Source organism: Thermosynechococcus sp. JY1331 (assembly GCF_031583475.1).
In the GTDB taxonomy this organism is placed as follows: domain Bacteria; phylum Cyanobacteriota; class Cyanobacteriia; order Thermosynechococcales; family Thermosynechococcaceae; genus Thermosynechococcus.
The window spans coordinates 1,307,911-1,332,801 of the sequence record NZ_CP134180.1 but is presented as its reverse complement, the minus strand read 5'-3'; the positions used below and the strand labels follow the sequence as shown (position 1 = coordinate 1,332,801).

The window sequence follows — 24,891 nt, the reverse complement described above, 5'->3', positions numbered from 1 at the left end:
AAAACTCATGCCCGGTGGCGTCAGTTCACCTGTGCGTGCCTTCAAGTCCGTCGGCGGCCAGCCCATTGTCTTTGATCACGTCAAGGGTGCCCACATTTGGGATGTAGACGGCAACCAATACATTGACTATGTGGGGTCTTGGGGACCCGCGATCGTCGGCCATGCCCATCCCGAAGTCATTGATGCTCTCCATGCCGCCCTTGAAAAGGGAACCAGCTTTGGCGCCCCCTGCGTGCTTGAGAATATCTTGGCGGAAATGGTGATTGCCGCTGTCCCTAGTGTCGAGATGGTGCGCTTTGTGAATTCTGGCACCGAAGCCTGTATGGCAGTGCTGCGGCTCATGCGTGCCTATACCCAGCGGGAAAAGGTGATCAAGTTTGAAGGCTGCTACCACGGTCATGCCGATATGTTCTTGGTCAAAGCAGGGTCAGGAGTCGCTACATTGGGTTTACCCGATTCTCCCGGCGTGCCGAAAGCAACCACCGCCGCCACATTAACCGCACCCTACAACGATCTCGAAGCGGTCAGTCGCCTCTTTGAACAGTATCCCGATGACATTGCGGGGGTGATCCTTGAACCTGTGGTCGGCAATGCGGGTTTTATTCCGCCAGATGCCGGCTTTCTCGAAGGGCTGCGAGAGCTGACAAAACAGTACGGTGCCCTCTTGGTCTTTGATGAAGTCATGACCGGCTTTCGCATCGCCTATGGTGGTGCTCAGGAAAAATTTGGTGTGACACCAGACCTCACCACCCTCGGAAAAGTGATTGGCGGTGGCCTACCGGTGGGTGCCTATGGCGGTCGCGCTGACATTATGAAGATGGTGGCGCCGGCAGGACCGGTGTATCAAGCGGGTACCCTCTCTGGCAATCCCTTGGCAATGACAGCGGGCATTAAAACCTTGGAAATTCTCAGCCGCCCCGGTAGCTATGAGCAGCTGGATCGGATCACAGGCAAGCTGATCCAAGGACTGTTAGAGGCCGCACGGGAATTTGGCCATGAGGTGTGTGGTGGGCACATCAGTGGCATGTTTGGTCTCTTTTTCACCGCTGGTCCGGTGACGAACTATGAGCAAGCCAAGCAGTCCGATTTGAAAAAGTTTGCGGCCTTCCACCGGGGTATGTTGGAGCAGGGGATTTACCTTGCGCCATCCCAGTTTGAAGCGGGCTTTACTTCCCTTGCCCATACAGAGGCGGATATTGAGCGCACCATTGCGGCAGCGCGGACAGTGCTGAGTCAGCTTTGAGCTTTCACCGTCGCGGCAAGGAGCACCACATCCATTAAGTCCGCAAGGTTGAGGCAGGGAAAGACCATGACATCCCCCAATTGATGAATGGCTCGGCTGCTATCTTCGGCCAAGGTAATCATGGGGAGTTTTCGCAGTTTGGGATGATTCTCCAGATCGGCGACCTCGTCAGCGGGCAAATCCCAAATCAGAACATCGGGTTGCCAAATCTCCACCAAGAGATCGGCCTGTTCGAGATCTTCTGCTTCGAGGAGCCGCAGGTGGGGCAGGCTAATGTCATGGAGGAGGCCGAGGCGGAGTACCGTTTGATTGAGGAGGGGACGCTCAAAAGTCGATTCTTCGACTGGAGCAGCCAATCGCGGGAAACACCAGCGATCGAGGACATCAATCAGCAGGCTGGGATGACTACTCAAGGGCAGCCGTTGCACAAAACCGGTCAAGCCCAAGGGAGTGGCTTCATCGGAGAGGATGATCAACGGAACAGTGGCCGTGAAGGGGCTGGTGGCCAGACTCTCAACCACATCAGCCAAAATGAGACTACTGGCGGGGCGGACAACAATGGCCGTGGGTTGCAGTTGCTCCAGCTTATCCAGCGCTTCAAGGGGATGGCGAGCGACCACATAGCCGTAGTGACTGCGCTGCAATGCGGAAGTCGTGTCCATGATCCACGTGGCATCATTACTGACCAAAAGGATCAATTGAGCCGTAGTGGGTAATTCAGGGGGAAGTTCCTCAGCAAAGGGCAGTAGTACTGTCCACTCACTGGAGTCGTCAGCTTGGGCAATAAAGGAAAGCTCACCATTGTGGAGACGACAGAGTTGGCGGGCGAGCATCAGCCCCATGGTGACTTCGGCGTAGTCCTCGAGGCATTCGTGCAGCAGGCGATCGTGATCCTTGAGGGGAATGCCATGTCCCTCTTCCCACAGTTGCAGCGCCAGCCAATTTTGCCAGCGACTCAAGCGCAGTCCATAGCGATCGCTGGGAAAGAGCATCAGCCACCCCAAGAGATGGGCAAGAATCTGCCGTAGCCGCAGAGCATCGCCGTAGAGGTACACATGGCTCAAGGACTGATCAATGTGCCACTGCCACTGCCAACCCGGCGGGGTTAGATGGTAAAGATGCTCCGCCAACTCCTGCGATCGCAACCACAAACCCACCAATTCTACGGTTTCCCATTGCAATTCCAACTCTCGCCAAAGGGCACGGGTGTGGTCCTGCCACGCCTGAATGAGGCGATTCATTTGCCAACCGCTACGCTGGATCAGGGCAAGGTAGTCCTGTTGCTCTGGTAGAGGGTGCTGCCACAAAAGTTGGGTGAGGCTGAGAATCGCCGTTAGGGGATTTTTGAGTTCATGCCCCAAGCTCAGGAGGAGGCGCTTTTGCTGGTGGAGGCGCAGTTGGTGCAAGCGGGTGGGGGTCGTCGGATCTGACTCCTGCCGCCGTTGGGCAAAAAATAACCAATAGCGATCGCTCGCCACCGCGACGCCGCTTTCTGCCTTCTCCCAGTCCAACGACGTTAAATTCAAGGGAAACGAACACACCTGCCAGAGCGATCGCCCGAAGGGCGCGCTACGCGATCGCGCCTCTAGTGCCTGACAATTCATGCCTTCAAATTTAGGCTGCACCAGTGGCAAGAAATCAGTTAAGTGTTCTGACCAAGCGCGATTTTGCCAAACGACTCTCCCTTGGGCGTTTTGAATTTGTACCGGCAAAGGCAATTCTTCAATCACCTCCAGCCAAGGCAAAGGGGGCTGGCACGCCCAGCGATAGAGCAAGCGTTGCTGATCCAGCAGTCCCAAAAAACAACCCTGTGCATCCACAACCGCAATATAGGCTGGCATCTGGACTTGGCTGCGCAACCACCCCTGAAACTGCAATAGTGTCCACGTTGCGGGTACCACCATCACGGGCGATCGCCAAGAAGCCGTCACACTCCCCACCGCCAAGTCGGCTAACGTCCCTTCCCGCTCCAAACTCAACGCCAACCGCCAGCCCTGCACCACTCCCAAGGGTTTTTGCCCCTCATCCACAATGACGATCGTCTCTGGGAGGGTTTCTTGCCAACGCTGGCACACCTCGCTGAGAGACAAACCTGCCCCCACCGTCATTGCAGGTTCAGTAAAGCTGGCTAGGGAGAGGGAATTCATGGATACAGCCCTTTTTTGCAACGGGGGATACATCAAATAATGAAGTAGGATGCCGTTTTACGCCGGCTTTGCCATTCTTGAGTGTGTTCTGTCCTTGTGAGCAGGGCTGTTGGTCCTAAGCTTGTAATGAAATGGCAACACTCCTCCAGAAAACACTGCCACCACCAGCGAGAAAGTGATAGGATGCTATCAGATGCAAACTCAAGTTCTGAAAGCACGTGGCGCAGTCAACCGCACTAACAATCTGTGGCTTAGTTTACTCGCCCGCTATTGGCCAAGAATTAGTCCGTTTGCACAACTCCGACATCGATGAACTGGTTTACTTTTCCGACGAGAGAGAGTTTTGCACTTACCTAGAGCAGCGGCGCAATAATGTCGCTTGTTTAATTTTAGAATGGGGAGAGGGGACGCCGCAAATCATTACCTATCTTCACCACAGCGCCACACTCCTGCCCGCGATCATTATCTTTCCTGCCGGCACCTCACCCGTTCCGCCGGGGCCGCACTACCACATTGCTGAAAGCATTCTCACCGCTGACAACCTCCACCAGCTCAACCACCAAATTGAGGAAGCCATTACGGGATTTGTCAAACTCTGTCCGGGCTGTGCGGTGCCGCCCCATGTCATGTTTCGCATGCCAGCCCTGAAAGAAAGTAGTAATGTCGATCCGCAGCATCGTCTTTCCCAAAAATTGAAGGAGCGGCTCGGCTACCTAGGGGTCTATTACAAGCGAGACACGGAATTTTTCTTCCGCCGTATGTCCACTGCCGATAAACGCAAGCTGCTGGATGAATTGCGCTCAATTTATCGTACCATTATCCTTGAATACTTTAATACCGATGCCAAAGTTAATGAGCATATTGACGAGTTTGTTAGTAAAGCGTTCTTCGCGGATATTTCTGTTTCCCAAGTGCTAGAGATTCACGTTGAACTCATGGATAACTTTTCCAAGCAACTCAAACTCGAAGGTCGTAGTGAGGACATTTTGCTGGACTATCGCCTGACGCTCATCGATGTCATTGCCCATCTGTGTGAAATGTACCGTCGCTCTATTCCGCGTGAGGTGTAGTTTCTATGGCCCCACTGCGGAAAACCTACGTTCTCAAGCTCTATGTGGCTGGCAACACCGCCAACTCCGTGCGTGCCCTCAAAACCCTCAATAATATTCTTGAAAAAGAATTTAAGGGGGTTTATGCCCTCAAAGTCATTGATGTCCTCAAAAATCCGCAACTGGCGGAGGAGGATAAAATTCTAGCGACCCCGACCCTTGCCAAAGTCTTGCCCCCACCGGTGCGCCGCATCATTGGCGATCTCTCGAATCGCGAAAAGGTGCTCATTGGTCTTGACTTGCTGTATGAAGAAATTGGTGAGCAAGCCGAAGACGATCTTGATTTGGAATGAGACCTTTCTTCCCCTCGGTTTAGAATAACCCTTTGGAAATCCCTTTAAGAGTGCCGACTTAGAACCTCTATGACTGATACACCAGAAAACCAGCCCAGTTCAACCCCGAAGGTGGCTGCCGAAGTCAAAAAAATCCGCACGATGATCGAGGGCTTTGATGACATTAGTCATGGTGGCCTGCCCCAAGGACGCACGACACTCGTCAGTGGTACATCGGGTACCGGCAAGACCCTCTTTGCGGTGCAGTTTCTCTACAACGGCATTACGATTTTCAATGAGCCGGGCATCTTCGTCACCTTTGAAGAGTCTCCCCACGACATTATTAAAAATGCCCTGAGCTTTGGCTGGGATCTCCAAAGTCTCATTGATCAAGGGAAGCTCTTTATCCTTGATGCCTCCCCAGATCCCGATGGCCAAGATGTGGCGGGAGACTTTGATCTATCGGCGCTGATTGAGCGCATCCAGTACGCCATCCGCAAATACAAAGCAACACGGGTTTCCATTGACTCCGTGACAGCCGTCTTTCAGCAATACGATGCGGCCTCGGTGGTGCGGCGGGAAATTTTCCGCTTGGCCTTCCGCCTCAAGCAACTGGGGGTCACCACCATTATGACCACGGAGCGCATTGATGAATATGGCCCAGTGGCACGCTTTGGCGTCGAAGAGTTTGTCTCCGATAATGTGGTGATTTTGCGTAATGTGCTGGAGGGAGAACGGCGGCGGCGCACGGTCGAAATTCTCAAGCTGCGGGGCACCACCCACATGAAGGGGGAATATCCCTTTACGATCAACAACGGTATCAATATCTTCCCCTTGGGGGCAATGCGTCTTACCCAGCGCTCCTCCAATGTGCGGGTGTCTTCGGGGGTCAAGACCCTCGACGAGATGTGTGGCGGCGGTTTCTTCAAGGATTCCATTATTTTGGCCACGGGTGCTACGGGTACTGGCAAGACCCTCTTGGTCAGCAAATTCTTGGAGACGGGCTGCCAACAGGGAGAACGGGCACTGCTGTTTGCCTATGAAGAATCGCGGGCGCAGTTGTCGCGTAACGCATCCTCTTGGGGCATTGATTTTGAGGAGTTAGAACGCCAAGGTCTGCTGCGGATTGTCTGTGCCTATCCAGAATCAGCGGGTCTTGAGGATCACCTGCAAATTATCAAGTCGGAGATTGCAGACTTTAAGCCTTCGCGGGTGGCCATTGACTCCCTATCAGCGCTGGATCGGGGGGTGAGCAATAATGCCTTCCGGCAGTTTGTGATTGGGGTTACAGGCTTTGCCAAGCAGGAGGAGATCACTGGCTTTTTCACTAACACAACGGATCAATTTATGGGGTCGAACTCGATTACGGAGTCCCATATCTCGACCATTACGGACACAATTTTGCTGTTGCAGTATGTGGAAATTCGCGGTGAAATGTCACGGGCGATTAACGTCTTCAAGATGCGGGGTTCTTGGCACGATAAGGGCATTCGTGAGTACGTGATTAGTGAGAAGGGGGCGGAAATTCGCGATTCCTTCCGCAATTTTGAGGGAATTATTAGCGGTACCCCCACTCGTATTGCTGTGGATGAAAAAACTGAGTTGGCACGCATTGTGAAAGAGGTGCAGGATCTAGACAACGAGTAACAGAGAGTCCGTTGCAGAAGGAGGGAGTAGGCGCCAACCCTTGCCTTATAGCCACGTCCTGTTTATGTCCCCCATGTAGGCACGCTGGATGCAACTAAATCAGGTCATTGTCGTTCATAAGGCGGGCGATCGCCAGAGCAAGGAATGGGCGGATCGCGCCTCCCGTCAACTGCAACAGCGTGGCGCCAATGTGCTTGTGGGGCCGAGTGGACCTAAGGACAACCCCTACCCCGTCTTTATGGCCTCGGTAACAGAGCCGATAGATCTGGCCGTTGTTCTGGGGGGAGATGGCACTTCCTTGGCGGCGGCACGGCATCTGGCTGCGGCGGGGGTTCCGATTCTGGCGGTCAATGTGGGGGGGCATTTGGGGTTTTTGACGGAACCATTAGAGCTGTTTCGCGATATGGAGGCGGTTTGGGATCGCCTTGAGCGGGATGAGTATGCCATGCAACAGCGAATGATGCTGCAAGCCCAAGTGTTTGAGGGATCAAAATTGCATCCTGAAGTGGTGGGCGATCGCTACTATGCTCTGAATGAAATGTGCATTAAGCCGGCATCTGCCGATCGCATGATCACCGCCATCCTCGAAATGGAAATTGATGGCGATGTGGTGGATCAGTACCAGGGGGATGGGTTGCTGGTGGCCACCCCCACCGGCTCCACCTGCTATACGGTCGCCGCCAATGGCCCCATTTTGCATCCGGGGATGGAAGCGCTTGTGGTGACGCCGATTTGCCCCTTGAGTCTTTCGAGTCGCCCCATTGTCTTGCCTGCACGCTCGTCAGTGAGCATTTGGCCGTTGGACGATCACAGCCTCAATACTAAACTGTGGATGGATGGCGTACTGGCCACCTCCATCTGGCCGGGACAGCGGGTACAGGTGACGAGGGCCGATTGTCAGGCACGCTTTATCCTCCTGCGGGATCACTACTCTTTCTATCAAACGCTACGGGAGAAGTTGGCTTGGGCAGGGGCACGCATTCCTTACCACAACAACCACCGCAATTAGATCACAACCCCATGCTTGCAACGCATCTATAATGGGCGCATTCCTCACGGGTCTTTTGCGATGATTGTCAGTCCCCTTGAACGAGCGGTGCTTGGATCGAGTGCCGAAACGCTTGTTGATCAGCTTCTGGAAATTGGCATTGCCCTTTCCGCGAGCCAATCCCTAGAGGAACTACTGCATCTCATTCTCACGAAAAGTCGCCAAATTACTGCTAGCGATGCCGGCACAATTTTTCTAGTTCAGGGCGAACGAGCAGTTCTGGAATTTAAGGCGGCTCAAAATGATAGTGTTGCTCTCCCTGAGCAGGTACAGGACACTACAGTCCCCCTCACCCCTGATAGCTTGGTGGGCTATGCCGCCCTCACGGGGGAATCCCTGAATATTCCCGATGTGTATGCCCTAGCGGGAAACGAGCTGTACCAATTCAATCGTTCTTTTGATGCAGCCCTGCGCTATCGAACCTGCTCGGTGCTGGTGGTGCCGATGCAAAATGTCAGTGGTGAGGTGATTGGCGTTCTGCAACTGATTAACCGCAAGCGATCGCCCGACGCGCGGCTGACGCCAGAAACGACTGTGGCTCTCACCCAACCCTATAGCCCTTGGGAAGAACACATTGTGCGATCGCTGGCCAGTCAGGCGGCTGTGATTATTGAGCGCAACCATCTCCTAGAAAGTATTGAACAGCTCTTTGAGGGCTTTGTCACCGCCTCAGTACAAGCAATTGAGGTGCGGGATCCCACCACGGCGGGACATTCGGAACGGGTGGCAGCACTGACAGTACGCCTAGCGGAGATCACCCATGCAACCTCAAGGGGGGTGTTTCGGGAAGTCTCCTTTAGCGATCGCCAACTGCAAGAGATTCGCTATGCAGCGCTGCTCCATGATTTTGGTAAGGTGGCCGTCCCTGAAGCCATTCTCAACAAGCAAAAGAAATTTTTCCCTGAGCAACTGGAGGTGATTCGCCAACGGTTTGCCCTTGTGCGCCGCACCCTAGAAATGGAAACGGCTCAAGCCAAGGTGAACTATCTCCTGTGCCATCCCCACACGGTTCATAGCCCAGAACAGGCCTGTCACCACTGCGCCTTTTTACGGCACCTCGATCAGGAACTCCAGCAACAACTGCTCACCCTCGAAGTCTATTGGCAGTTGCTCGAGCAGGCCAATGAGCCGCAAATTCTTGATGAAGAGCCCCTTGCCCGCCTTCAGGAATTAACCCAGTTTTATTATCGCGGGACTGATGGCGAACTCCATCCCCTGATTACGGCCAGCGAACTCGAGCAACTCTTGGTGCGGCGAGGGAATCTTACCCAACAGGAGCGGCGGCTCATTGAAGCCCACGTGACCTATACCTACCAATTTCTCTCTCGCATTCCCTGGACACCCCACCTAAAAAATGTGCCGATCATTGCCTATGGTCACCATGAGCGATTGAATGGCAGTGGCTACCCGCGAGGTATTGGGGCGGCGGAGATTCCTTTGCAAACCCAGATGCTGGCGATCGCCGATATTTACGATGCCCTGACGGCCAAGGATCGCCCCTACAAAAAGAGCCTACCCGTGGATGCGGCCCTAGAGATTCTGTGGCAGGAGGCCAAGGAATTTAAGATTAATCCCGATCTCGTTGAACTCTTTGAGCAACAGGAGGTCTTTCGGGTGCTGGGGCACCAGCGCTAGGGTTGATGGGGAGACGATCGCAAAAAGGAGACTTTCCAAAGCGTAGCCGCCAGCCAATTAGTACAGGTATGGGCGACGATCGCTAGGAGTAAATTATTCATTGCGACGGCACTATAGGCAAACAGCCCGCCCACAATGGTTGCCCACAGGGCATAGGGCCACTGCTGCCGCGATCCAGCGTGCAAAATACCAAAGCACACTGAACTACCGATGATCCCTGCCCAGTTGAGACCCAAGCTTGGTAGGAGCACCCCGCGAAAGAGCAGCTCTTCACTGAGGCCGGGCAGAATGCCAATCCAAAATAAATCAGGCCACAGCAGCGGTGAAAGTACCAGTTTCAGGTAGGTATCCGACGCATGGCGGTAGGCGGGCCAGAGCCGATACAAAATAGCCCCCATCCCCGTAATTCCTAAGCAGAGGACAATCCCTAAAACCACTGCCCAACCATCCCAGCGCAGCGGCAGAAGTCCCGCGGAAAAGGGGGTCAATAACCACACCCGCGCCAAAATCAGCCACAGGATGGCCGTCAACGCCATGGCCACTAAGACCTGCGTACGACTCAGAGGCTCATCGGGCAGGGGGGACTCCTCCATAGGCCTACGCTTTCTGGAATTGACCAAATTGGAAGTTATAGACCTCTTCCTCTTTTTCAGAGATGAGTTTGAGATCTGAACAGGGGCGAGCCACACAGAGGAGCACATAACCTTTTTCCCGCAGTTCGGGACTCAGCCCCATGGCATCGCCGTGATCAACGGTACCCTCTTGAATTTGGGCGGCACAGGTAGTGCACACTCCCGCATTACAGGAACTGGGGAGATCAATGCCAGCAGCGGTGGCCGATCGCAGGATGGGTTTATCGGCACTGGCTTCAAACGTGTAGGTTTGTCCTTGGTGCAGGATCTCAACACGAAAGGTTTGGGTCATTCTTGCAGTGAGCTATGACGCAACATCTTTCCTATTATCCCCCTAATCCTCGCGATCGCTGGTTTCCTCTAGTGCGGACTTTAGCCAGCGGCTCAAAGGTTCAGGGATGGCGACCCGTTGGCGTTCTTGCAGGCAAATGTGTTGTGTCTGGGCAATGGCCACGCGATCGCCCCCCGCATTGTAGAGCGTATAGGTGAGTTGAAAACGGCTGTGATCCAGTCTTTGGGGGTCAATGGTCACCCGCAGGCGATCGCCACAGTAGAGGGGCTTCAAAAAGCGCACCTGCGCCTCCGTAATCGGCACAATCAGGCCATTGTTGCTAAAAAATTGCCGCAGATCCACCCCCAACTGGGCAAGGACATCCTCATAGGCCTCATGGCAAAACCGCAGCAGATTAGCAAAGTAAACTACCCCCGCGGCATCCGTGTCAGCAAAATGAACCGTGCGCTCATAGTCGCGAAGGGGTGTGGTATTCATTGACGACCATCCCATAGGGTTGCCCAACACAAGTCGTACAAGTCGTACGCAAAAACGCGCCACAGCCTTTATTGTTAATGTAGGGTACAGCCCTTTCGCAAGCTATTGGGGTACGGGACGGATGAGGAACAAAGGCAGTTCTGATCTGCGACTTCTTTTGAGCACGCTTGTCATCAGCGGCTTGGTCGCAGCACTGGCCTATTGGCAACTCAGTCAACGCTGGACGCCCTCCCCCGATCAGAATGGTGGCTCCCCTACAGAAACCACCTCCAAGTGGCAAAAAATTGCCCTCGCTACGACGCTGCGCGGCCATCAAGATGAAGTGAACGCGATCGCCCTCAGTCCCGATGGCAATTTACTCGTCAGTGGTGGCGACGATCGCAAGCTGTATTTTTGGAATTTGGCTACGGGAACTGCCCTCGGACAAGCCACCGGTCACACTGATTGGATCTACGCCCTTGTGATCACGCCCGATGGTCAAACCGTGATTAGCGGCAGCAAAGACAAAACCATCAAACTCTGGGGTGTGAGCGATCGCCAGCTCCAAGCCACCCTCACTGGCCACCAAGATTTTGTAAATGGCTTAGCTCTTAGTCCCGATGGCCGCACCCTTGCCAGTGCCAGCTATGATCACACCGTCAAACTGTGGGATCTCCCTAGCCGTCAGGAAATCACTACCCTAAAAGGCAATGAGGGCATCATGCTCAGCGTTGCCATTAGTCGCGATGGGCGTTTTTTAGCCACTGGCGGAGTGGATAAGCTGATCCGCATTTGGGATTTGCCCTCGCGCCGCCTCCTGCGCACCCTCGAAGGACACACCAGCGATGTCAACAGCCTCGCCTTCACTCCCGACAACAGCCAACTAGTGAGCGGCAGCGACAAAGACGGGATCAAAGTCTGGAACTTGGCCACAGGAGAACTTCAGCATCAGTTTGGCACCGAAGGTGGGCAAGTCTTTAGTGTGGCGGTGAGTCCCGATGGCAGCACCATTGCCAGTGGTCACGGCGATCAAACCGTCAAACTTTGGTCCCTCTCTGGTCAGCCATTACGTAACCTCAAGGGACACTCGGGCGCGGTGTACAGTGTCGTCTTTGGTCAGGATCAACTGATCTCCGCCAGTGAAGACAGCACCATCAAAGTGTGGCGCCTGTTTCCAGGGACATGATCGGCCACGTCTGTTGCAAAAAAAAATGGCTAAGATTCCCAAGCATCCTAGCCACCGAGAACAACGGCTTAAAGATTCACCTAGCCAACACTGCCTTCTAGCTTCAGGCTCAGCAGGCGATCGGCCTCGACCGCGAATTCCATCGGCAACTGGTTAAAGACATCGCGACAGAAGCCACTAATCATCATTGAGACCGCATCTTCGGTAGAAATGCCCCGCTGGGCAAAGTAGAAAAGTTGATCCTCACCAATTTTTGAGGTTGAGGCCTCATGCTCCACCTGTGCCGTGGGGTTTTGCACCTGAATATAGGGGAAGGTATTGGCGGCTGCCGTATCACCAATGAGCATCGAATCGCATTGGGAATAGTTGCGTGCTCCCGTGGCCTTCGGCCCAATTTTCACCAAGCCGCGATAGCTATTTTGGGAGTGCCCTGCCGAGATCCCCTTGGAGACAATCGTGCTGCGGGTATTTTTGCCAATGTGGATCATCTTGGTCCCTGTGTCCGCCTGCTGGTAATGATTGGTGAGGGCAACGGAGTAGAATTCACCCACGGAATTATCCCCCACCAAGACACAACTGGGGTACTTCCAAGTAATGGCTGAACCTGTTTCCACCTGTGTCCAAGAAATCTTGGAATTGCGGCCAAGGCAGAGTCCCCGCTTGGTCACAAAGTTGTAGATGCCCCCCTTGCCGTTTTCATCGCCAGCGTACCAGTTTTGCACCGTGGAGTATTTGATTTCGGCATTGTCAAGGGCCACCAGTTCTACGACTGCTGCGTGGAGTTGATTGGTATCGAACATGGGAGCAGTACAGCCTTCAAGGTAGCTCACATAGCTGCCCTCATCAGCAATAATCAGCGTGCGCTCAAACTGCCCCGACTCCCCATTGTTAATGCGGAAATAGGTGGATAGCTCCATCGGACAGCGGGTGTTCTTGGGAATATAGACAAAAGAGCCATCGGAAAAGACGGCGGAGTTCAAAGCAGCATAGAAGTTATCGCCAATGGGGACAACGCTGCCCAAGTATTTCTGCACCAACTCGGGATATTCGTGGAGCGCTTCAGAAATGGAGCAGAAAATGATCCCCTGCTTGGCCAACTCCTCACGGAATGTGGTAGCCACTGACACGCTATCGAAAATGGCATCTACGGCCACATTGCTCAGCCGCTTTTGCTCTGAAAGGGGAATCCCCAGTTTCTCAAAGGTTTCCAGCAGGACGGGATCCACTTCATCCAAGCTCTTCAGCTTTTCCTTTTGTTTTGGAGCCGAATAATAGACAATGTCTTGGTAGTTGATGGGGGGATAGCTCACCCGTGGCCATGTGGGTTCGCTCATCTTCAGCCATTGGCGATAGGCCCGCAGGCGAAACTCCAGCATGAACTCTGGCTCGTTCTTTTTGGCAGAGATGAGGCGGATAATGTCCTCGTTGAGACCTCGGGGAATGGTTTCCGTCTCAATTTGGGTGACAAAGCCGTATTTATAGGGCTGATTGACGAGGGATTGTACCGTTGCCGACATCGAGTGTTCTCTTGGGTGAAGGAATGGCCAAAATTTAGAGTATATTAAGCAACAAGATGGTTGCTTTATCTCTAGGACTAATTTAGCAACAAAACGGTTGTTTTAGTCAAGGGGGCGTTGCGTGACGCTCACATCAGATACTAAACAGGACATCTTACACTGCCTTCTCCGCGACGGTCACCTCAGTGCCCAGGAGTTGGCGGCACAACTGGCGATTAGTCCGCAAGCGGTGCGGCGGCACCTCAAGGATCTAGAGGCGGAGCAACTAGTGACCTATGAAGTCCTGTCGGGTACGGTGGGGCGTCCCCAATACCGTTACACGATTAGCGAGGCGGGACGAGAGGAACTACGGCAACTGCAACTGCGGCAACAGTCGAGTCAGACAAAGGGCTTTGCCGTTGAACTCTTGGAATCCGTAGCAGCAACCCTTGGCCCCGAGCAGATGCAGGACGTATTGCAGGCAGCTTGGCAGCGCAAGGCATTGGCCTATCGCGAGCAAATGGGAAGCGGTACGTTGGCGGAACGCTTGGCACGACTGGTGGCCCTGCGGCGACAGGAAGGGTATATGGCAGAGTTTTACCCCGTAAGTGAGCCTCAAGGTGCCTATCTCTTTACGGAATACAATTGTGCAATTTCCGCGGTTGCCCAGTCTTTTCCCACCGTCTGTAATCATGAGTTAGAGATGTTTGCGATCGCCCTTGGGGATTGTGCTGTGGAGCGCACCCATTGGCTTGTGGATGGTGAACATCGCTGTGGTTACCTGATTCGTCCTCTGAAGTAGCATGGCCTTTTGTCCGCCCACGTTTGTCCAGCAGAGCTTTAGCACCAGCAGTGGCCGTATGGTCTATTACACCCCCAGCGATCGCTACTGGGGTCAGGTGCAATCTCGCCCTCCCCTGGTCTTTCTCCACAGTTTGGGGGGTGGGTCTAGCCACTACGAGTGGTCGCAGGTGTATCCTGCCTTTGCGGCTCGCTACCGCGTTATTGCCCCGGATCTCATTGGTTGGGGCGAGTCGGATCACCCTGCCCGCGACTACAGCACTAGTGATTACTGGCTAATGATTGCTGAACTGTTGCGGATGCTGGGTTCCCCTGTGCCGGTGGTTGCCTCCTCCCTAACGGCGGGCATTGTGGTGCGCTTGGCGATTCAGCAACCCCATCTTTTTGAGCGTTTGTGTCTGGTCTGCCCCAGTGGATTCAATGACTTTGGTGAAGATCAAGGACAGGCGATCGCGAATGCCCTGCTGAGGGTACCGATCCTCGATCGCCTCATTTACACCGTTGCTGCTGCTAACCCCTTGGCAGTGCGCAACTTCCTGAGCCAGTTTATTTTTGCCGACCCCCAGCGGCTTAAAGAAGAAACCGTAGAAGCGTACCTCCACTCTGCCTGTCGTCCCAATGCTGAATGGGCAGCTCTGGCCACCCTGAAGGGAAATCTCTCCTTTGATCTCAGCCAGTATTTACCCCAGTTAACGATCTCCACCGTGATCCTCTGGGGAGAAAAGGCCAAGCTCACGCCCCTTTCTCTAGGTGAGCGACTCTATGCCACCGCCCGCGATCGCCTGCAACAGTTTCACGTGATCCCCAAAGCAGGGGTCTTACCCCATCTGGAGCAACCCGAATGGGTGATCTACAGCCTGCGGCGCGATTTCTTGCTTTAAGTTGTTCCCGATACAGGTATCCTAGAAGTATTGCTTGAAGTATTGGTGCAATGGCAGAAATTCAATTTATCCGTGGCGTTGATGAAGAAGTGGTTCCCGATGTGCGTTTGACGCGGGCACGGGATGGCAGCAGTGGTCAAGCCATGTTTTACTTTGATAACCCGAAAATCGTCCAAGAGGGCAATTTGGAGATCACGGGGATGTACATGGTGGACGAAGAAGGCGAAATTGTTACCCGTGATGTCAATGCCAAGTTCATTAACGGCCAGCCCGTTGCCATTGAGGCCACCTACACGATGCGCAGCCCCCAAGAGTGGGATCGCTTTATTCGCTTTATGGATCGCTACGCTGCCAGCCATGGCCTTGGCTTCCAGAAGTCCTAACCAGTCTTAAATTGATCGGGTGCCGATTCAAAAAGATTGTGCTAGCTTAAAGTTACGATGCCTTTTTTGTCTTTATTCAGGACACAGGGCATCTGCAAGTTCTATAGCGATACAGTAGGGACATCAATGGATTATCTAGAGAGCCTGCTTGACACCCTCAAATCGTGGTTAAAAAAACTGTTGGAACTTCTAGGTGGCGCCGATCCCACCCCTGAGCTGGAGCCAATTCCGATTCCCGTGCGCGATCGCCGATAGAGCGACAGCATTCAACACCATTGAGTCAGTTTTGAACGGTTAGGTTAAGCTTGGCCTTTCATATTTTGGTGCTTCATGGCCCCAATCTAAACCTGTTAGGGCAACGGGAGCCGGGGATTTATGGGGTTGTGACACTAGCGAGCATCAACCAATCTTTGGCAGCCTTGGCGCAGGAGTTAGGGGTAACCATTGAGTGCCTCCAATCCAATCATGAAGGGGTCTTGGTAGATGCGATTCAAGAGGCAATGGGGCGTGCCCAAGGCATTTTGATTAACCCCGCAGCCTATACCCACACCAGCGTAGCTCTACGAGATGCGATTGCTGCGGTTGCCCTGCCCACTGTGGAAGTTCACCTGAGTAACATTCATCAACGGGAAACTTTTCGCCATCATTCCTACATTGCGCCGGTGGCGATCGGTCAAATTGCTGGCTTTGGTGCTGATAGTTATTTGTTGGGGTTACGGGCACTGGTCAATTATTTACAAGCAAAAGGCTAATTCTCAGCGGGGGGGGCGATCGCCAGCGGTGTTCCCAACTGTCGTGCCAGCCAAAATTCCAGATTGCGTACCCAAGATTTACCATCAAGGCGCTTGACAAGAACGGGTTGCACCAAGATCGTGAACATCCCCAAGCGATTGCCCACGAGAATATCCGTAAACAGGCGATCGCCCACCATCGCAACTTCATGGTAGGGCAAATTCATGGCTTGCACGGCCTGACGAATCTTACGCCGCGAGGGCTTGCCTGCCCCCATCAAAAAGGGTAACTCCACCTGCTGGGCAATACGTTCAATGCGGCGATGGTTCAAGTTATTGCTCACTAGCCAGATCGGCATCTGATGCTTGATCTGCAGTAGCCACGCCAGAATTTTCGGCGGCAGATCTTCATCCCACGTGGGGAGGAGCGTATCATCCACATCCAGCACCATGCCCCGCAGATGATATTTTTCCAACAGACTGGGGTGCAACTGTTCAATGGTGCTTTCAAGAATTAAATCCGGTTGCAGCAGTGCTGCTAGAGACCCAGTGGCCATTGAAAACGCAAATAACAAAGAAGAAGCTTCTGCCAGACTATCACGATCCTAGGGGAGAGTGGGAACTGCAAAAATCTTTCCTAGCGTTACTCCAATCACAAAGGATATGCTACCATCTGAGAGAATGCCGCGTGTCAACGGATATGGCGAAGGTTCTGGTACTCAATGCCTCCTATGAACCACTCAATATTACGAGTTGGCAACGGGCAGTTGTCCTTTTAATCAAGGGCAAGGCGGAGCAAGTCGAGCACAACGGCAAGATGGTTTACAACAATTTTCCCTTGCCGACCGTCATTCGCCTGCGGCATTATGTCGTCACTCCCTACAAAGAAATTCCCCTTACTCGCCGTAATATCCTGCATCGAGATGGCCATTCTTGCCAATACTGTGGCTATACCGGGGATGAGCTCACCCTTGATCACGTCATCCCCAAATCGCGAGGGGGAGGGGACACTTGGGAAAATATTGTGACCGCCTGTGTTCGCTGTAACGTCAAGAAGGGGAATCGCACCCCAAAAGAGGCCAATATGCCCCTACGGCAAACCCCTCGGCGCCCCATTAGTAGCCTATACTTTGAGGTTACAAAGCACGTGCGCACGGGTACTCACCAAGAATGGCGTAAGTATGTTATTGGTGCCTAGTTTTTTCCACTCCATTGAATCCTGAGGGGAAAAGTGGCGGCCTCTCTCTGCAAAGGCCTTACCGAGACCTTTGGCAAGAATCAGTGGCTAGCAAGGGAGAAGTGAGGCGATCGCGTATTCTAGTATCGTAGGGAAGAAGCTTTACCTTTGAACAACTCCACTTAAGGTCGTTATGTCAAGTATTGAGGCCGAAAACTTTAGTCAACTCTTTCCGCTTTTTGGTGCCAGTTCCCAAGAGGCGCTTTCCTCGATGCTGTCAGTGGCTTGGCATAACACCTACCCGGCGGGGCGTGCCATTCTAATTGAAGATGCGTGGGGCAATGCGGTTTACTTTATCCTCTCAGGCTGGGTGAAGGTGCGGCGACTGCTCGCTGATGGGGATTTCATGACCCTAGCGATCCTTGGGCCGGGGGATTTTTTTGGTGAAATGGCCATTCTTGACCAATCACCCCGCTCAACAGATGTGGTGGCACTGTGTCCAGCGGAAGTTTTGTCTGTGCCGGCGCAAAAATTTGTCCATGTCCTGCGCCATGAGCCGGATCTGCACTATCGGATGCTGCAATTGATGGCACAGCGGCTACGCTTGACCAATACGCGCATTGAACTGTTGCACAAACCTCCTGCCGTCAAACTAGCCCATGTCTTGGTGAATTTGGCACGGCGCTATGGTCAGCATCCAGGGGGCAATGCCAACACAGCCGTGATTTTCAATGTGCCCATCAAGGATTTAGCGGATGTGGCCAACATTAGCCCTGATGAAGCCCAGCAACTGCTGGATAAACTGGTGGCGAAAAACTGGATCAAGATTGATGCGGCCAAGCAACAACTCCAAATTCTCAATTTGCCGCAACTAGAGCAATTGGCACAGCAAGCGGTGAATTAAAGTTCTGTTGGCTTGTTGAGGCGCAGTGACCTCGCCTAGGATAGCAATAGTTGCAAGCTCTTTCTGCTATGGCGATCGCCCCCAACCTCTACGAACACACCTTGGTTCGCTACACGGATCCGCTGCATGCGACAGAACTCCTGCGGCAATATCGCCCGTACCTAGAAATGATTCCCAGTATGCGGCGACCTCAAGAGAGTTTAATTCCAATTCCGCTGCCGATCGCCCATATTCAGGTGCCTGCTGCCACAACCTCGAACCAACGTCCCCAAGTGAAGTCGGTGATGGTGCCCTGTGATTTGGTCTTTGTCCTGTGCGATCCCGAGTGGAAAGTCAAAACCGACATTGAACTGCTGGTCTTTATCCATCGGCCAGGGGAAAGCTTTACGGAACTGCTGACCCGCTGGCGCCAGTCCCAAGTGCTCCTCAGTCGCAGTTATAGCTGGGATATGCCCTTGCAGCATCGGGATGTTTTTAGTGAGGGCGCCAATCGTCAATTTCCCCTCTTTGTCCTCTTTCAAGAAACCCTTGCCGTGATCAAGCGCGGTCTCAAGGCTGCCCGATTGCCCTGCGTGATTGATACCACGATTCTCAAGGAACAGCCGTCTTCAGCCACAAAGCTTATGACGGGTGCCTCAGAAAGCACAGAATAGGTTGATCAATATCACAACTTAAGCACCAGCTCCATCACTGCCCTCCCCCTCGCCAAGGGCAGAGAATACCACTATCGAGCTGAATTCTCGATGTTGTGAGTTGAGTTGTCCTATGGTGGCTACCCCCATTCAACCCGTGTCCGACCGTCCATTGACAACGGATTTGGTGCGGCAGTATTTGCAGGAAATTGGCCGTGTGCCCTTGCTCACCCCTAGCCAAGAACTGCGCCTTGCCCAACAGGTTCAGCAGTACCAAGCTCTGCTCGCAGTGCGAGATCAGTCCGATGACCCCCAGATCAAGCGCTATGTGGCGGCTGTGAGGGAGCGCGATCGCCAGCAGCGGCAGTTGGGGCGTCCCCTTACCCGTACCCAATGGGCTGCGCGACTTAAGATGAGTGTGGCTGAATTGCAAACCTGTGTGCAGGCGGGTCGTCAAGCTTGGGCAAAGGCAGCGAATATGACCCTAAGTGAACTTCAGCACATTGAGCGGCAAGGACAGCGGGCAAAAACCCAATTGCTGCAAGCCAACCTGCGCTTGGTGGTGAATATTGCCAAAAAATATCAACATCGCGGCGTGGAATTTTTAGATCTGATCCAAGAGGGGAGTTTGGGTCTAGAACGTGCCGTTGAAAAATTCGATCCGACCAAGGGATTTCGCTTTAGCACCTATGCCTACTGGTGGATTCGCCAAAGTGTCACCCGTGCCGTTGCTAGCCAAAGCCGCACAATCCGCTTGCCCATTCACATGGTGGAAAAACTCAATAAAATTAAGCGTGCCCAACGGCGTCTTGCGGCTCAACAAGGCGCGATGCCCAGTCTAGCGGACATTGCCCAAGAACTGAATCTGGAGGTGTCACAGGTGCGGGAAGTGCTCATGGCTGTTCCCAAATCCGTGGCCTTGGAACAGCGGGTTGGCTCCGACCAAGAAACGGAATTGCAGGAGCTAATTGAATCCACTGCCCCCACCCCCAATCAAGTGATCATGCGTGAGTCCCTGCGTACTACTTTGAAGCAACTCCTCAGTGATCTATCGCCCCGTGAGCGGCAAGTGATGGAACTGCGCTATGGCCTCGGGGAGCAGCCCGCCCTTGAGATGGCGGAAATTGCGGCACTGCTGGGACTGAGTCGGGAGCGGATTCGCCAAATTGAGCACCGTGCCCTGCAAAAGTTGCGGCAGCCCCAACGGCGCCGAGAAATTCAAGACTATCTTGAGGAGTTTGTCTAGGGCGTCTCCAACTGAATGCCGTGGGGACAGCACTCACAGATCCACAGATCAAGGTCGGGGTCTGGTAGGGCGCGCCGTACCCGTTGCATGATGCTGTAACCTTCATCGGCAGAGGGCGCTAGGGCAAACACTGTTGGCCCAGATCCGGACATCATGCTGGCGATCGCCCCAGCGGCGAGGAATTGCTCCTTTAACTCTGCCACCAAGGGATAGCGGGGCAACACTACCTTCTCTAAATCATTACGGAGGCTGGCGGCCAATTTGGCGATGTCACGCTGCTGAATGGCCTGTAACAGGGTTGCGGATCCCCCCTCTTGGCGGGCTTTTTCCTGCTCGTTGGGGGTTTGGGCATAGGTGGCGGCGAATTCTTGCCGATAGGTTTGATAGGCCCAAGGGGTGGCCACACTAAGGGAGCGATACTTCCCTAGGATCACAGTTAATCCCTGTAAATCCGCTAGGGGTGTCAACTGTTCACCGCGCCCTAGGGCTAAGGCGGTTCCCCCTTGCAGACAGAAGGGCACATCAGCCCCCAATTGCGTTGCAAAGGTTTGCAATTCCTCTTGGGTGAGTCCCAACTGCCACAGGAGATCTAAGCCCACGAGTACCGCTGCTCCATTGGTGGAACCCCCGGCCAAGCCTGCCCCCATAGGAATTCGTTTTTCAATGAAAATTTCAACGCCATCGCGATCGGGAAAATGCTGCTGGAGTAAGGCCGCTGCTTTGTAGGCGAGATTTCGTTGATCGCAGGGGACAGCCGGGTTGGTGCAATGGACTTTAATTTGGCGATCGCGCCGCGGGATGAGTTCAATGCGATCCATGAGGGAGACCGCCTGCATGACCATTACCAGCTCGTGGTAGCCACTGCCATCTAAACAATTGCCAACAATTTGTAAAAAGAGATTAATTTTGGCAGGTGCCAGCAGACGATACACGCAGCCCCATCCTCACAACCACCTCGTTCAATAGCATATTATTCTTCTATTCCTCTTTGGCAGGCGCTAAACAGAAGTCCCCATGATTTTGGAACGAATGATTGAGCTGTTGCAGTTGCCCTTTATGCAGCGGGCACTGTGGGCAGGGATCTTTACGGGAGGGATGGCGGGTGCCCTCGGTAGTTTTACAATCCTGCGGCAACTTTCTTTTTTTAGTGATGCTTTGGGGCACTCAGCCCTACTGGGAATTAGCCTAGGAATTATTCTAGGATTGCATCCCTCCGTGATGTTGCTGCCCTTTGCCGTGGTGTTTGCCCTCGGGGTGACCTATCTGCTGGAGCATACGCGACTGTGGACGGATGCCCTCTTGAATATCATCTACTCAGCCTCCTTAGCGCTTGCGGTGATTTTGCTGAGTATGAGCGATCGCTATCAGGGGGGGCTAAATAATTTACTCTTTGGCGATATTTTGGCGGTGCGCCCAGCCGATCTCGTCATGAGTGGCATGCTCTGCGCCCTTGTCGGCACTTTCATCCTGCTCACGTTACGGGTGCAATTGTTAATCACAGTGAATGAGGCCTTGGCGGTGGCGCGGGGGGCGGCGGTGGGGATTCAGCGGCTGCTGTTTATCACCCTATTGGCCTTGGTGGTTGCCGTCTCGATTAAGACAGTGGGGGTATTGCTCATTAGTGCCTTTGTGGTGATTCCCGCCTGTGGCGCTCGCCTGTGGAGTCGGCAATTTTCGCAGTACGTGGTTTTGGCGGCTCTAGTAGGGGTAGGCAGTGCCATTGTTGGTATGCTCTTGTCAGCAGGGATGAATTGGCCATCGGGGCCGAGTATTGTGGTCTGTCAACTGGTGTTCTTTTTAGGCTCGATCGCGATTAACTCACTGCGAGGGGCGTGGCTGCATAGAGGGCAGAAATCTCCAGCAAGCTGAGGCGTGAACGGGCTGTCAGCTCCAAGGGGGAGCGATCGCCCCGCTGGAAATGATCCACTGCCGCACAGCCAATCATCGCTGCATTATCGGTACATAGCCGCAGAGGCGGAAAAATCAACTGTAGCCCCAAGGGTTCAGCAGCAGCCCTCAGGTGTTGTCGCAGTCCAGAATTTGCCGCTACGCCTCCCCCAATGGCGAGGGTTTTGAATCCATGATCCACTGCTGCCGCGATCGCCCGCTTGGTCAAGGCCTGTGCCACCGCCTTCTGAAAACTGGCCGCAAGGTCAGCCACCGGCAATTCATCATGGGTTTGACGCAGCTCCTCCACGAGTCGTGCCACTGCGGTTTTCAGCCCACTAAAACTGGAATCGTAGGGATGCACCTTGCCATCGGGGAGGCGAATATTTCCCTCTGGTAGATCAAAGGCCTCTGGATTGCCCTGCTGCGCCAAGCGATCGAGCACTGGCCCCCCTGGATAGCCCAAGCCCAGTAGGCGTGCTACCTTATCGTAGGCTTCCCCCGCCGCATCATCCCGCGTTTGGCCAAAGAGTTGGTACTCGCCACAGCCATAAACGCCAATAAGACTGGTATGCCCGCCAGACACCAAGAGGCAGAGAAACGGTGGTTCAAGGGTCGGTTCCGCTAAGTAGGAGGCATAGAGGTGGCCTTCAAGGTGGTGAATTCCCAAGAACGGTTTTTGCTGCACAAGGGCAAGGGTTTTTGCCGCCGTAACCCCAATGAGCAGCGACCCCACCAATCCGGGAGCACAGGTGACAGCAATGGCATCAATGGCAGACCAATCACAACCGGCCTCACTCATCGCTGCTGTGATCACGCCGTTAATGTTTTCCAAGTGGGCACGGGAGGCGACTTCCGGTACGACACCGCCAAAGGGTTGATGGGCACGCACTTGGGAGGCAATCACATGACTTTCAATGGCGCGATCGCACACTACGGCTGCTGCCGTTTCATCACAACTGGTTTCAATGGCCAGAATTCTTACCATCGGGCAGACGTGGGCATGAAGCTAGAGCCTCTTTTCAGTCTAGCCGGTTTTTCGAGTGAAGTTGCTGAAGGGCGTTTGCGCAATGCCGTGAATTCTCGAGGTTGCAACCAGCGCTACGGTGAAGATTCTTAAGAATCTCCTAAATCCCGATCAAGAAGTAGGATATACTATGGGTTGGGCAATCTGCTCAATGTCGTGCGTGTGCCAAACGTCTTGTGGAACTGTCTGCCAAAAGTGAGTACGCCCTCTTGGCGCTCTTGGAAATGTCAGCGGCCTATGAACAGGCGGAGCCGCTACAAATTCGCCAAATTGCTGCCCTGCACAACATTCCCGATCGCTATCTGGAGCAACTGATGGCGACCCTACGCCGCAAGGGGCTGATTCGCAGTCAGCGGGGCGCTCGGGGTGGCTACTTGCTGGCAAAAGCACCTTGGCAAATCTCAATTTTGGACGTGCTCAACTGTATCGAGGGGATTGAGTCCAAGCTCGCCCAAAAGCCGCCTGAAAAGGGCGATCTGGAGCGTAGTCTGATCCGTTCAGTGTGGCTAGAGGCCTGCGCAGCAGCCAATGATGTTTTGAAAAAGCATACCCTTCAAGATTTGTGCGATCGGCGGCAGGCTTACCAGCAAGTGGATGTCATGTACTACATCTAGGCTGGGGTTGACATTCATCTAATTTTTCTAAGGTTTTTGTCTTGAATTGGAGATTGATATCCCATGAACATTGCCCCCGATATTACTGCCCTCATTGGTCGGACGCCCCTTGTACGCCTGAACCGCATTCCCCAAGCGGAAGGCTGTGTGGCAGAAATTGTCGTCAAACTAGAGAGCATGAATCCTGCGGCCTCGGTTAAGGATCGCATTGGCCTGAGTATGATTCAGGAGGCAGAAGCAGCGGGTCTCATTACCCCCGGTAAGACGGTTTTGGTGGAACCCACATCGGGCAATACCGGGATTGCCTTAGCAATGGTGGCGGCGGCAAAGGGCTATCGCCTGATTCTCACTATGCCAGAGACCATGAGTGCAGAGCGGCGAGCTATGCTGCGTGCCTATGGAGCAGAGCTGGATTTGACCCCCGGCACAGAGGGGATGAGTGGTGCCATTCGTCGCGCCGAAGAAATTGCTGCCTCCCTTGAAGATGCTTTCATGCTGCAACAATTCAAAAATCCCGCCAATCCCAAGATTCATCGTGAAACCACTGCCCTCGAAATTTGGCAAGATACGGACGGTCAAGTGGATATTTTGGTGGCTGGAGTGGGTACTGGAGGTACGATTACGGGAGTGGCAGAAGTGATCAAAGCCAAGAAGCCCAGCTTTCAGGCGATCGCTGTCGAACCTAGCAATAGTCCTGTCCTTTCAGGCGGCAAACCAGGACCGCACAAAATTCAAGGTATTGGCGCCGGCTTTGTGCCCCCCGTTCTCAAACGGGAACTTATTGATGAAGTGATTACTGTTTCTGATGATCAAGCGATTTATTTTGGTCGCCGCCTAGCCCGTGAAGAAGGCCTTCTTTCAGGCATTTCCAGTGGGGCTGCCCTTTGCGCTGCCATTCAGGTGGCTCAACGACCCGAAAATGCGGGCAAGTTAATTGTCATGGTGCAGCCGAGCTTTGGTGAACGCTACTTAACCACACCCCTGTTTCAGGATGCACTGCCCTTGGTACCCAGTTACTTGCAACATTAGCCACAAGTGGAGTTCAGTGTCAGGGGTTGTTTTGTGCCAACTAAAACTTGGTTTGTAGGTTGCGGCGATCGCCTAGGGTGGGTCATCAGTTAAGCCAGATAACAGCGGCAGCGAGATATATCGCACCTAAAAAGTTTCGCGCTGTCTTATCGTAACGTGTGGCAATCCCTTGATACGGCTTGAGCCTAGCAAAAAAATTCTCAATCAAGTGCCGAGCTTTGTACAGTTCTTTGTCATAACCACGACGCTGTTTACGACAAGACTTGGGCGGAATGACAGCCGCGCACCCTTTCTCCGCTAGTCGTCTTAGCACCTGCCGCTCATCTGCATCATAGGCTTTGTCCGCCAGTAATGCCTCAGCAAAACACTGCCTCGATGGTCAATCGATCTGATGATACGCCCTAGAACTTCGGCCA

At 53.6% G+C, this 24,891-nt stretch carries 27 protein-coding genes and 1 pseudogene; 19 read left to right on the top strand and 9 right to left on the bottom strand.

Annotated features, from left to right (window positions below):
* The first annotated feature begins 7 nt into the window (after positions 1-7).
* A complete protein-coding gene (hemL, locus tag RHJ31_RS06360; protein WP_315862931.1) occupies positions 8-1,243 on the top strand; it encodes a glutamate-1-semialdehyde 2,1-aminomutase in 1,236 nt (411 codons plus the stop codon).
* On the opposite strand, the gene RHJ31_RS06355 is transcribed toward hemL, so the two are convergent.
* Complete coding sequence (locus RHJ31_RS06355) at positions 1,234-3,390, bottom strand: histidine kinase dimerization/phospho-acceptor domain-containing protein (RefSeq protein ID WP_302677769.1); 2,157 nt, start codon at positions 3,388-3,390, stop codon at positions 1,234-1,236. The genes hemL and RHJ31_RS06355 overlap by 10 nt on opposite strands.
* Before the next feature lie 218 nt (positions 3,391-3,608).
* On the opposite strand from RHJ31_RS06355, the gene RHJ31_RS06350 reads away from it, so the two are divergent.
* The 5 genes from RHJ31_RS06350 (at position 3,609) to RHJ31_RS06330 (ending at position 9,101) form a co-directional block, all read left to right on the top strand.
* Complete coding sequence (locus RHJ31_RS06350) at positions 3,609-4,460, top strand: circadian clock protein KaiA (protein WP_206199961.1); 852 nt, start codon at positions 3,609-3,611, stop codon at positions 4,458-4,460.
* Between the two features lie 5 nt (positions 4,461-4,465).
* Positions 4,466-4,792 carry a circadian clock protein KaiB gene (kaiB, locus tag RHJ31_RS06345; protein WP_206199962.1) on the top strand — a complete coding sequence of 109 codons (327 nt, stop codon included), beginning with the start codon at positions 4,466-4,468 and terminating at the stop codon, positions 4,790-4,792.
* A gap of 69 nt (positions 4,793-4,861) precedes the next feature.
* On the top strand, positions 4,862-6,418 hold the full coding sequence (gene kaiC, locus RHJ31_RS06340; RefSeq protein WP_206199963.1) for a circadian clock protein KaiC: 1,557 nt from the start codon (positions 4,862-4,864) through the stop codon (positions 6,416-6,418).
* 88 nt (positions 6,419-6,506) lie between these two features.
* Positions 6,507-7,427, top strand: coding sequence for an NAD(+) kinase (locus RHJ31_RS06335; RefSeq protein ID WP_302677768.1), 921 nt, complete (start codon positions 6,507-6,509; stop codon positions 7,425-7,427).
* A gap of 60 nt (positions 7,428-7,487) precedes the next feature.
* Complete coding sequence (locus tag RHJ31_RS06330) at positions 7,488-9,101, top strand: HD family phosphohydrolase (protein WP_302677767.1); 1,614 nt, start codon at positions 7,488-7,490, stop codon at positions 9,099-9,101.
* Here RHJ31_RS06330 and RHJ31_RS06325 read toward each other — a convergent pair.
* Genes RHJ31_RS06325 through RHJ31_RS06315 form a run of 3 tightly spaced genes read right to left on the bottom strand, consistent with a single transcriptional unit; the run spans position 9,098 to position 10,502 of the window.
* A complete protein-coding gene (locus RHJ31_RS06325) occupies positions 9,098-9,694 on the bottom strand; it encodes a CPBP family intramembrane glutamic endopeptidase (RefSeq protein WP_206199966.1) in 597 nt (198 codons plus the stop codon). The genes RHJ31_RS06330 and RHJ31_RS06325 overlap by 4 nt on opposite strands.
* 4 nt (positions 9,695-9,698) lie before the next feature.
* Positions 9,699-10,025, bottom strand: a complete 327-nt coding sequence (locus RHJ31_RS06320; protein WP_149818908.1) for a 2Fe-2S iron-sulfur cluster-binding protein — start codon at positions 10,023-10,025, stop codon at positions 9,699-9,701.
* Between the two features lie 42 nt (positions 10,026-10,067).
* Positions 10,068-10,502 (bottom strand): thioesterase family protein, encoded by a 435-nt coding sequence (locus RHJ31_RS06315; protein ID WP_302677766.1) that lies wholly within the window; start codon positions 10,500-10,502, stop codon positions 10,068-10,070.
* A gap of 157 nt (positions 10,503-10,659) precedes the next feature.
* Between RHJ31_RS06315 and RHJ31_RS06310 the strand changes: the two genes are divergently transcribed.
* Entirely contained in the window at positions 10,660-11,667 is a 1,008-nt protein-coding gene (locus RHJ31_RS06310; protein WP_302677765.1) for a WD40 repeat domain-containing protein, read from the top strand.
* 80 nt (positions 11,668-11,747) lie between these two features.
* Here the strand turns inward: RHJ31_RS06310 and sufB are convergent, their stop codons facing one another.
* The gene (sufB, locus tag RHJ31_RS06305; RefSeq protein WP_206199969.1) at positions 11,748-13,184 is read right to left on the bottom strand and encodes a Fe-S cluster assembly protein SufB; all 1,437 of its coding nucleotides are present in this window, start codon (positions 13,182-13,184) and stop codon (positions 11,748-11,750) included.
* Between the two features lie 121 nt (positions 13,185-13,305).
* Between sufB and sufR the strand changes: the two genes are divergently transcribed.
* From sufR to aroQ, 5 genes are all read left to right on the top strand, one after another.
* Positions 13,306-13,965, top strand: a complete 660-nt coding sequence (gene sufR / locus RHJ31_RS06300) for an iron-sulfur cluster biosynthesis transcriptional regulator SufR (RefSeq protein ID WP_149818916.1) — start codon at positions 13,306-13,308, stop codon at positions 13,963-13,965.
* 1 nt (position 13,966) lies between these two features.
* Entirely contained in the window at positions 13,967-14,845 is an 879-nt protein-coding gene (locus RHJ31_RS06295) for an alpha/beta fold hydrolase (protein ID WP_206199970.1), read from the top strand.
* Between the two features lie 50 nt (positions 14,846-14,895).
* Positions 14,896-15,228, top strand: a complete 333-nt coding sequence (gene psb28 / locus RHJ31_RS06290) for a photosystem II reaction center protein Psb28 (RefSeq protein WP_149818920.1) — start codon at positions 14,896-14,898, stop codon at positions 15,226-15,228.
* 126 nt (positions 15,229-15,354) lie between these two features.
* Positions 15,355-15,483: a hypothetical protein gene (locus RHJ31_RS06285; protein WP_255451719.1), complete on the top strand. Its 129-nt coding sequence runs from the start codon at positions 15,355-15,357 to the stop codon at positions 15,481-15,483.
* 50 nt (positions 15,484-15,533) lie between these two features.
* Positions 15,534-15,980: a type II 3-dehydroquinate dehydratase gene (gene aroQ / locus RHJ31_RS06280; protein WP_190278250.1), complete on the top strand. Its 447-nt coding sequence runs from the start codon at positions 15,534-15,536 to the stop codon at positions 15,978-15,980.
* On the opposite strand, the gene RHJ31_RS06275 is transcribed toward aroQ, so the two are convergent.
* Positions 15,977-16,516: a YqeG family HAD IIIA-type phosphatase gene (locus tag RHJ31_RS06275; RefSeq protein WP_302677764.1), complete on the bottom strand. Its 540-nt coding sequence runs from the start codon at positions 16,514-16,516 to the stop codon at positions 15,977-15,979. The two genes, aroQ and RHJ31_RS06275, sit on opposite strands and share 4 nt — an antisense overlap.
* A 143-nt stretch (positions 16,517-16,659) precedes the next feature.
* Between RHJ31_RS06275 and RHJ31_RS06270 the strand changes: the two genes are divergently transcribed.
* From RHJ31_RS06270 to RHJ31_RS06255, 4 genes are all read left to right on the top strand, one after another.
* Positions 16,660-17,157 (top strand): HNH endonuclease, encoded by a 498-nt coding sequence (locus tag RHJ31_RS06270; RefSeq protein WP_206199972.1) that lies wholly within the window; start codon positions 16,660-16,662, stop codon positions 17,155-17,157.
* A 172-nt stretch (positions 17,158-17,329) separates the two neighbouring features.
* Complete coding sequence (locus RHJ31_RS06265) at positions 17,330-18,040, top strand: Crp/Fnr family transcriptional regulator (RefSeq protein WP_302677763.1); 711 nt, start codon at positions 17,330-17,332, stop codon at positions 18,038-18,040.
* Positions 18,041-18,108: 68 nt separating this feature from the next.
* Positions 18,109-18,693, top strand: coding sequence for a hypothetical protein (locus tag RHJ31_RS06260; RefSeq protein WP_302677762.1), 585 nt, complete (start codon positions 18,109-18,111; stop codon positions 18,691-18,693).
* 112 nt (positions 18,694-18,805) lie between these two features.
* Positions 18,806-19,918, top strand: coding sequence for a sigma-70 family RNA polymerase sigma factor (locus RHJ31_RS06255; protein ID WP_302677761.1), 1,113 nt, complete (start codon positions 18,806-18,808; stop codon positions 19,916-19,918).
* On the opposite strand, the gene ispE is transcribed toward RHJ31_RS06255, so the two are convergent.
* The gene (gene ispE, locus RHJ31_RS06250) at positions 19,915-20,850 is read right to left on the bottom strand and encodes a 4-(cytidine 5'-diphospho)-2-C-methyl-D-erythritol kinase (protein ID WP_302677760.1); all 936 of its coding nucleotides are present in this window, start codon (positions 20,848-20,850) and stop codon (positions 19,915-19,917) included. The two genes, RHJ31_RS06255 and ispE, sit on opposite strands and share 4 nt — an antisense overlap.
* 82 nt (positions 20,851-20,932) lie before the next feature.
* Between ispE and RHJ31_RS06245 the strand changes: the two genes are divergently transcribed.
* Complete coding sequence (locus RHJ31_RS06245) at positions 20,933-21,787, top strand: metal ABC transporter permease (protein ID WP_302677759.1); 855 nt, start codon at positions 20,933-20,935, stop codon at positions 21,785-21,787.
* On the opposite strand, the gene tsaD is transcribed toward RHJ31_RS06245, so the two are convergent.
* Positions 21,732-22,793 carry a tRNA (adenosine(37)-N6)-threonylcarbamoyltransferase complex transferase subunit TsaD gene (tsaD, locus tag RHJ31_RS06240; protein ID WP_206199977.1) on the bottom strand — a complete coding sequence of 354 codons (1,062 nt, stop codon included), beginning with the start codon at positions 22,791-22,793 and terminating at the stop codon, positions 21,732-21,734. The genes RHJ31_RS06245 and tsaD overlap by 56 nt on opposite strands.
* A gap of 215 nt (positions 22,794-23,008) precedes the next feature.
* Between tsaD and RHJ31_RS06235 the strand changes: the two genes are divergently transcribed.
* Both RHJ31_RS06235 and cysK read left to right on the top strand, forming a co-directional pair.
* On the top strand, positions 23,009-23,446 hold the full coding sequence (locus tag RHJ31_RS06235) for an Rrf2 family transcriptional regulator (RefSeq protein ID WP_149818936.1): 438 nt from the start codon (positions 23,009-23,011) through the stop codon (positions 23,444-23,446).
* Positions 23,447-23,509: 63 nt separating this feature from the next.
* A complete protein-coding gene (gene cysK / locus RHJ31_RS06230; RefSeq protein WP_302677758.1) occupies positions 23,510-24,475 on the top strand; it encodes a cysteine synthase A in 966 nt (321 codons plus the stop codon).
* Between the two features lie 85 nt (positions 24,476-24,560).
* Here cysK and RHJ31_RS06225 read toward each other — a convergent pair.
* Positions 24,561-24,836, bottom strand: a pseudogene (locus RHJ31_RS06225) (transposase); the annotation flags it as partial.
* Positions 24,837-24,891: the final 55 nt, after the last annotated feature.

Coding starts and splice junctions, on each gene's coding strand:
- RHJ31_RS06325 (WP_206199966.1), bottom strand. CDS start 9,694: ATGGAGGAGTCCCCCCTGCCCGATGAGCCTCTGAGTCGTACGCAGGTC.
- RHJ31_RS06330 (WP_302677767.1), top strand. CDS start 7,488: ATGATTGTCAGTCCCCTTGAACGAGCGGTGCTTGGATCGAGTGCCGAA.
- RHJ31_RS06265 (WP_302677763.1), top strand. CDS start 17,330: ATGTCAAGTATTGAGGCCGAAAACTTTAGTCAACTCTTTCCGCTTTTT.
- psb28 (WP_149818920.1), top strand. CDS start 14,896: ATGGCAGAAATTCAATTTATCCGTGGCGTTGATGAAGAAGTGGTTCCC.
- kaiB (WP_206199962.1), top strand. CDS start 4,466: ATGGCCCCACTGCGGAAAACCTACGTTCTCAAGCTCTATGTGGCTGGC.
- RHJ31_RS06260 (WP_302677762.1), top strand. CDS start 18,109: ATGGCGATCGCCCCCAACCTCTACGAACACACCTTGGTTCGCTACACG.
- kaiC (WP_206199963.1), top strand. CDS start 4,862: ATGACTGATACACCAGAAAACCAGCCCAGTTCAACCCCGAAGGTGGCT.
- RHJ31_RS06295 (WP_206199970.1), top strand. CDS start 13,967: ATGGCCTTTTGTCCGCCCACGTTTGTCCAGCAGAGCTTTAGCACCAGC.
- RHJ31_RS06245 (WP_302677759.1), top strand. CDS start 20,933: ATGATTTTGGAACGAATGATTGAGCTGTTGCAGTTGCCCTTTATGCAG.
- RHJ31_RS06320 (WP_149818908.1), bottom strand. CDS start 10,025: ATGACCCAAACCTTTCGTGTTGAGATCCTGCACCAAGGACAAACCTAC.
- RHJ31_RS06275 (WP_302677764.1), bottom strand. CDS start 16,516: ATGGCCACTGGGTCTCTAGCAGCACTGCTGCAACCGGATTTAATTCTT.
- RHJ31_RS06355 (WP_302677769.1), bottom strand. CDS start 3,390: ATGAATTCCCTCTCCCTAGCCAGCTTTACTGAACCTGCAATGACGGTG.
- RHJ31_RS06335 (WP_302677768.1), top strand. CDS start 6,507: ATGCAACTAAATCAGGTCATTGTCGTTCATAAGGCGGGCGATCGCCAG.
- RHJ31_RS06285 (WP_255451719.1), top strand. CDS start 15,355: ATGGATTATCTAGAGAGCCTGCTTGACACCCTCAAATCGTGGTTAAAA.
- RHJ31_RS06315 (WP_302677766.1), bottom strand. CDS start 10,502: ATGAATACCACACCCCTTCGCGACTATGAGCGCACGGTTCATTTTGCT.
- hemL (WP_315862931.1), top strand. CDS start 8: ATGCCCGGTGGCGTCAGTTCACCTGTGCGTGCCTTCAAGTCCGTCGGC.
- RHJ31_RS06255 (WP_302677761.1), top strand. CDS start 18,806: ATGGTGGCTACCCCCATTCAACCCGTGTCCGACCGTCCATTGACAACG.
- sufB (WP_206199969.1), bottom strand. CDS start 13,184: ATGTCGGCAACGGTACAATCCCTCGTCAATCAGCCCTATAAATACGGC.
- cysK (WP_302677758.1), top strand. CDS start 23,510: ATGAACATTGCCCCCGATATTACTGCCCTCATTGGTCGGACGCCCCTT.
- RHJ31_RS06270 (WP_206199972.1), top strand. CDS start 16,660: ATGGCGAAGGTTCTGGTACTCAATGCCTCCTATGAACCACTCAATATT.
- tsaD (WP_206199977.1), bottom strand. CDS start 22,793: ATGGTAAGAATTCTGGCCATTGAAACCAGTTGTGATGAAACGGCAGCA.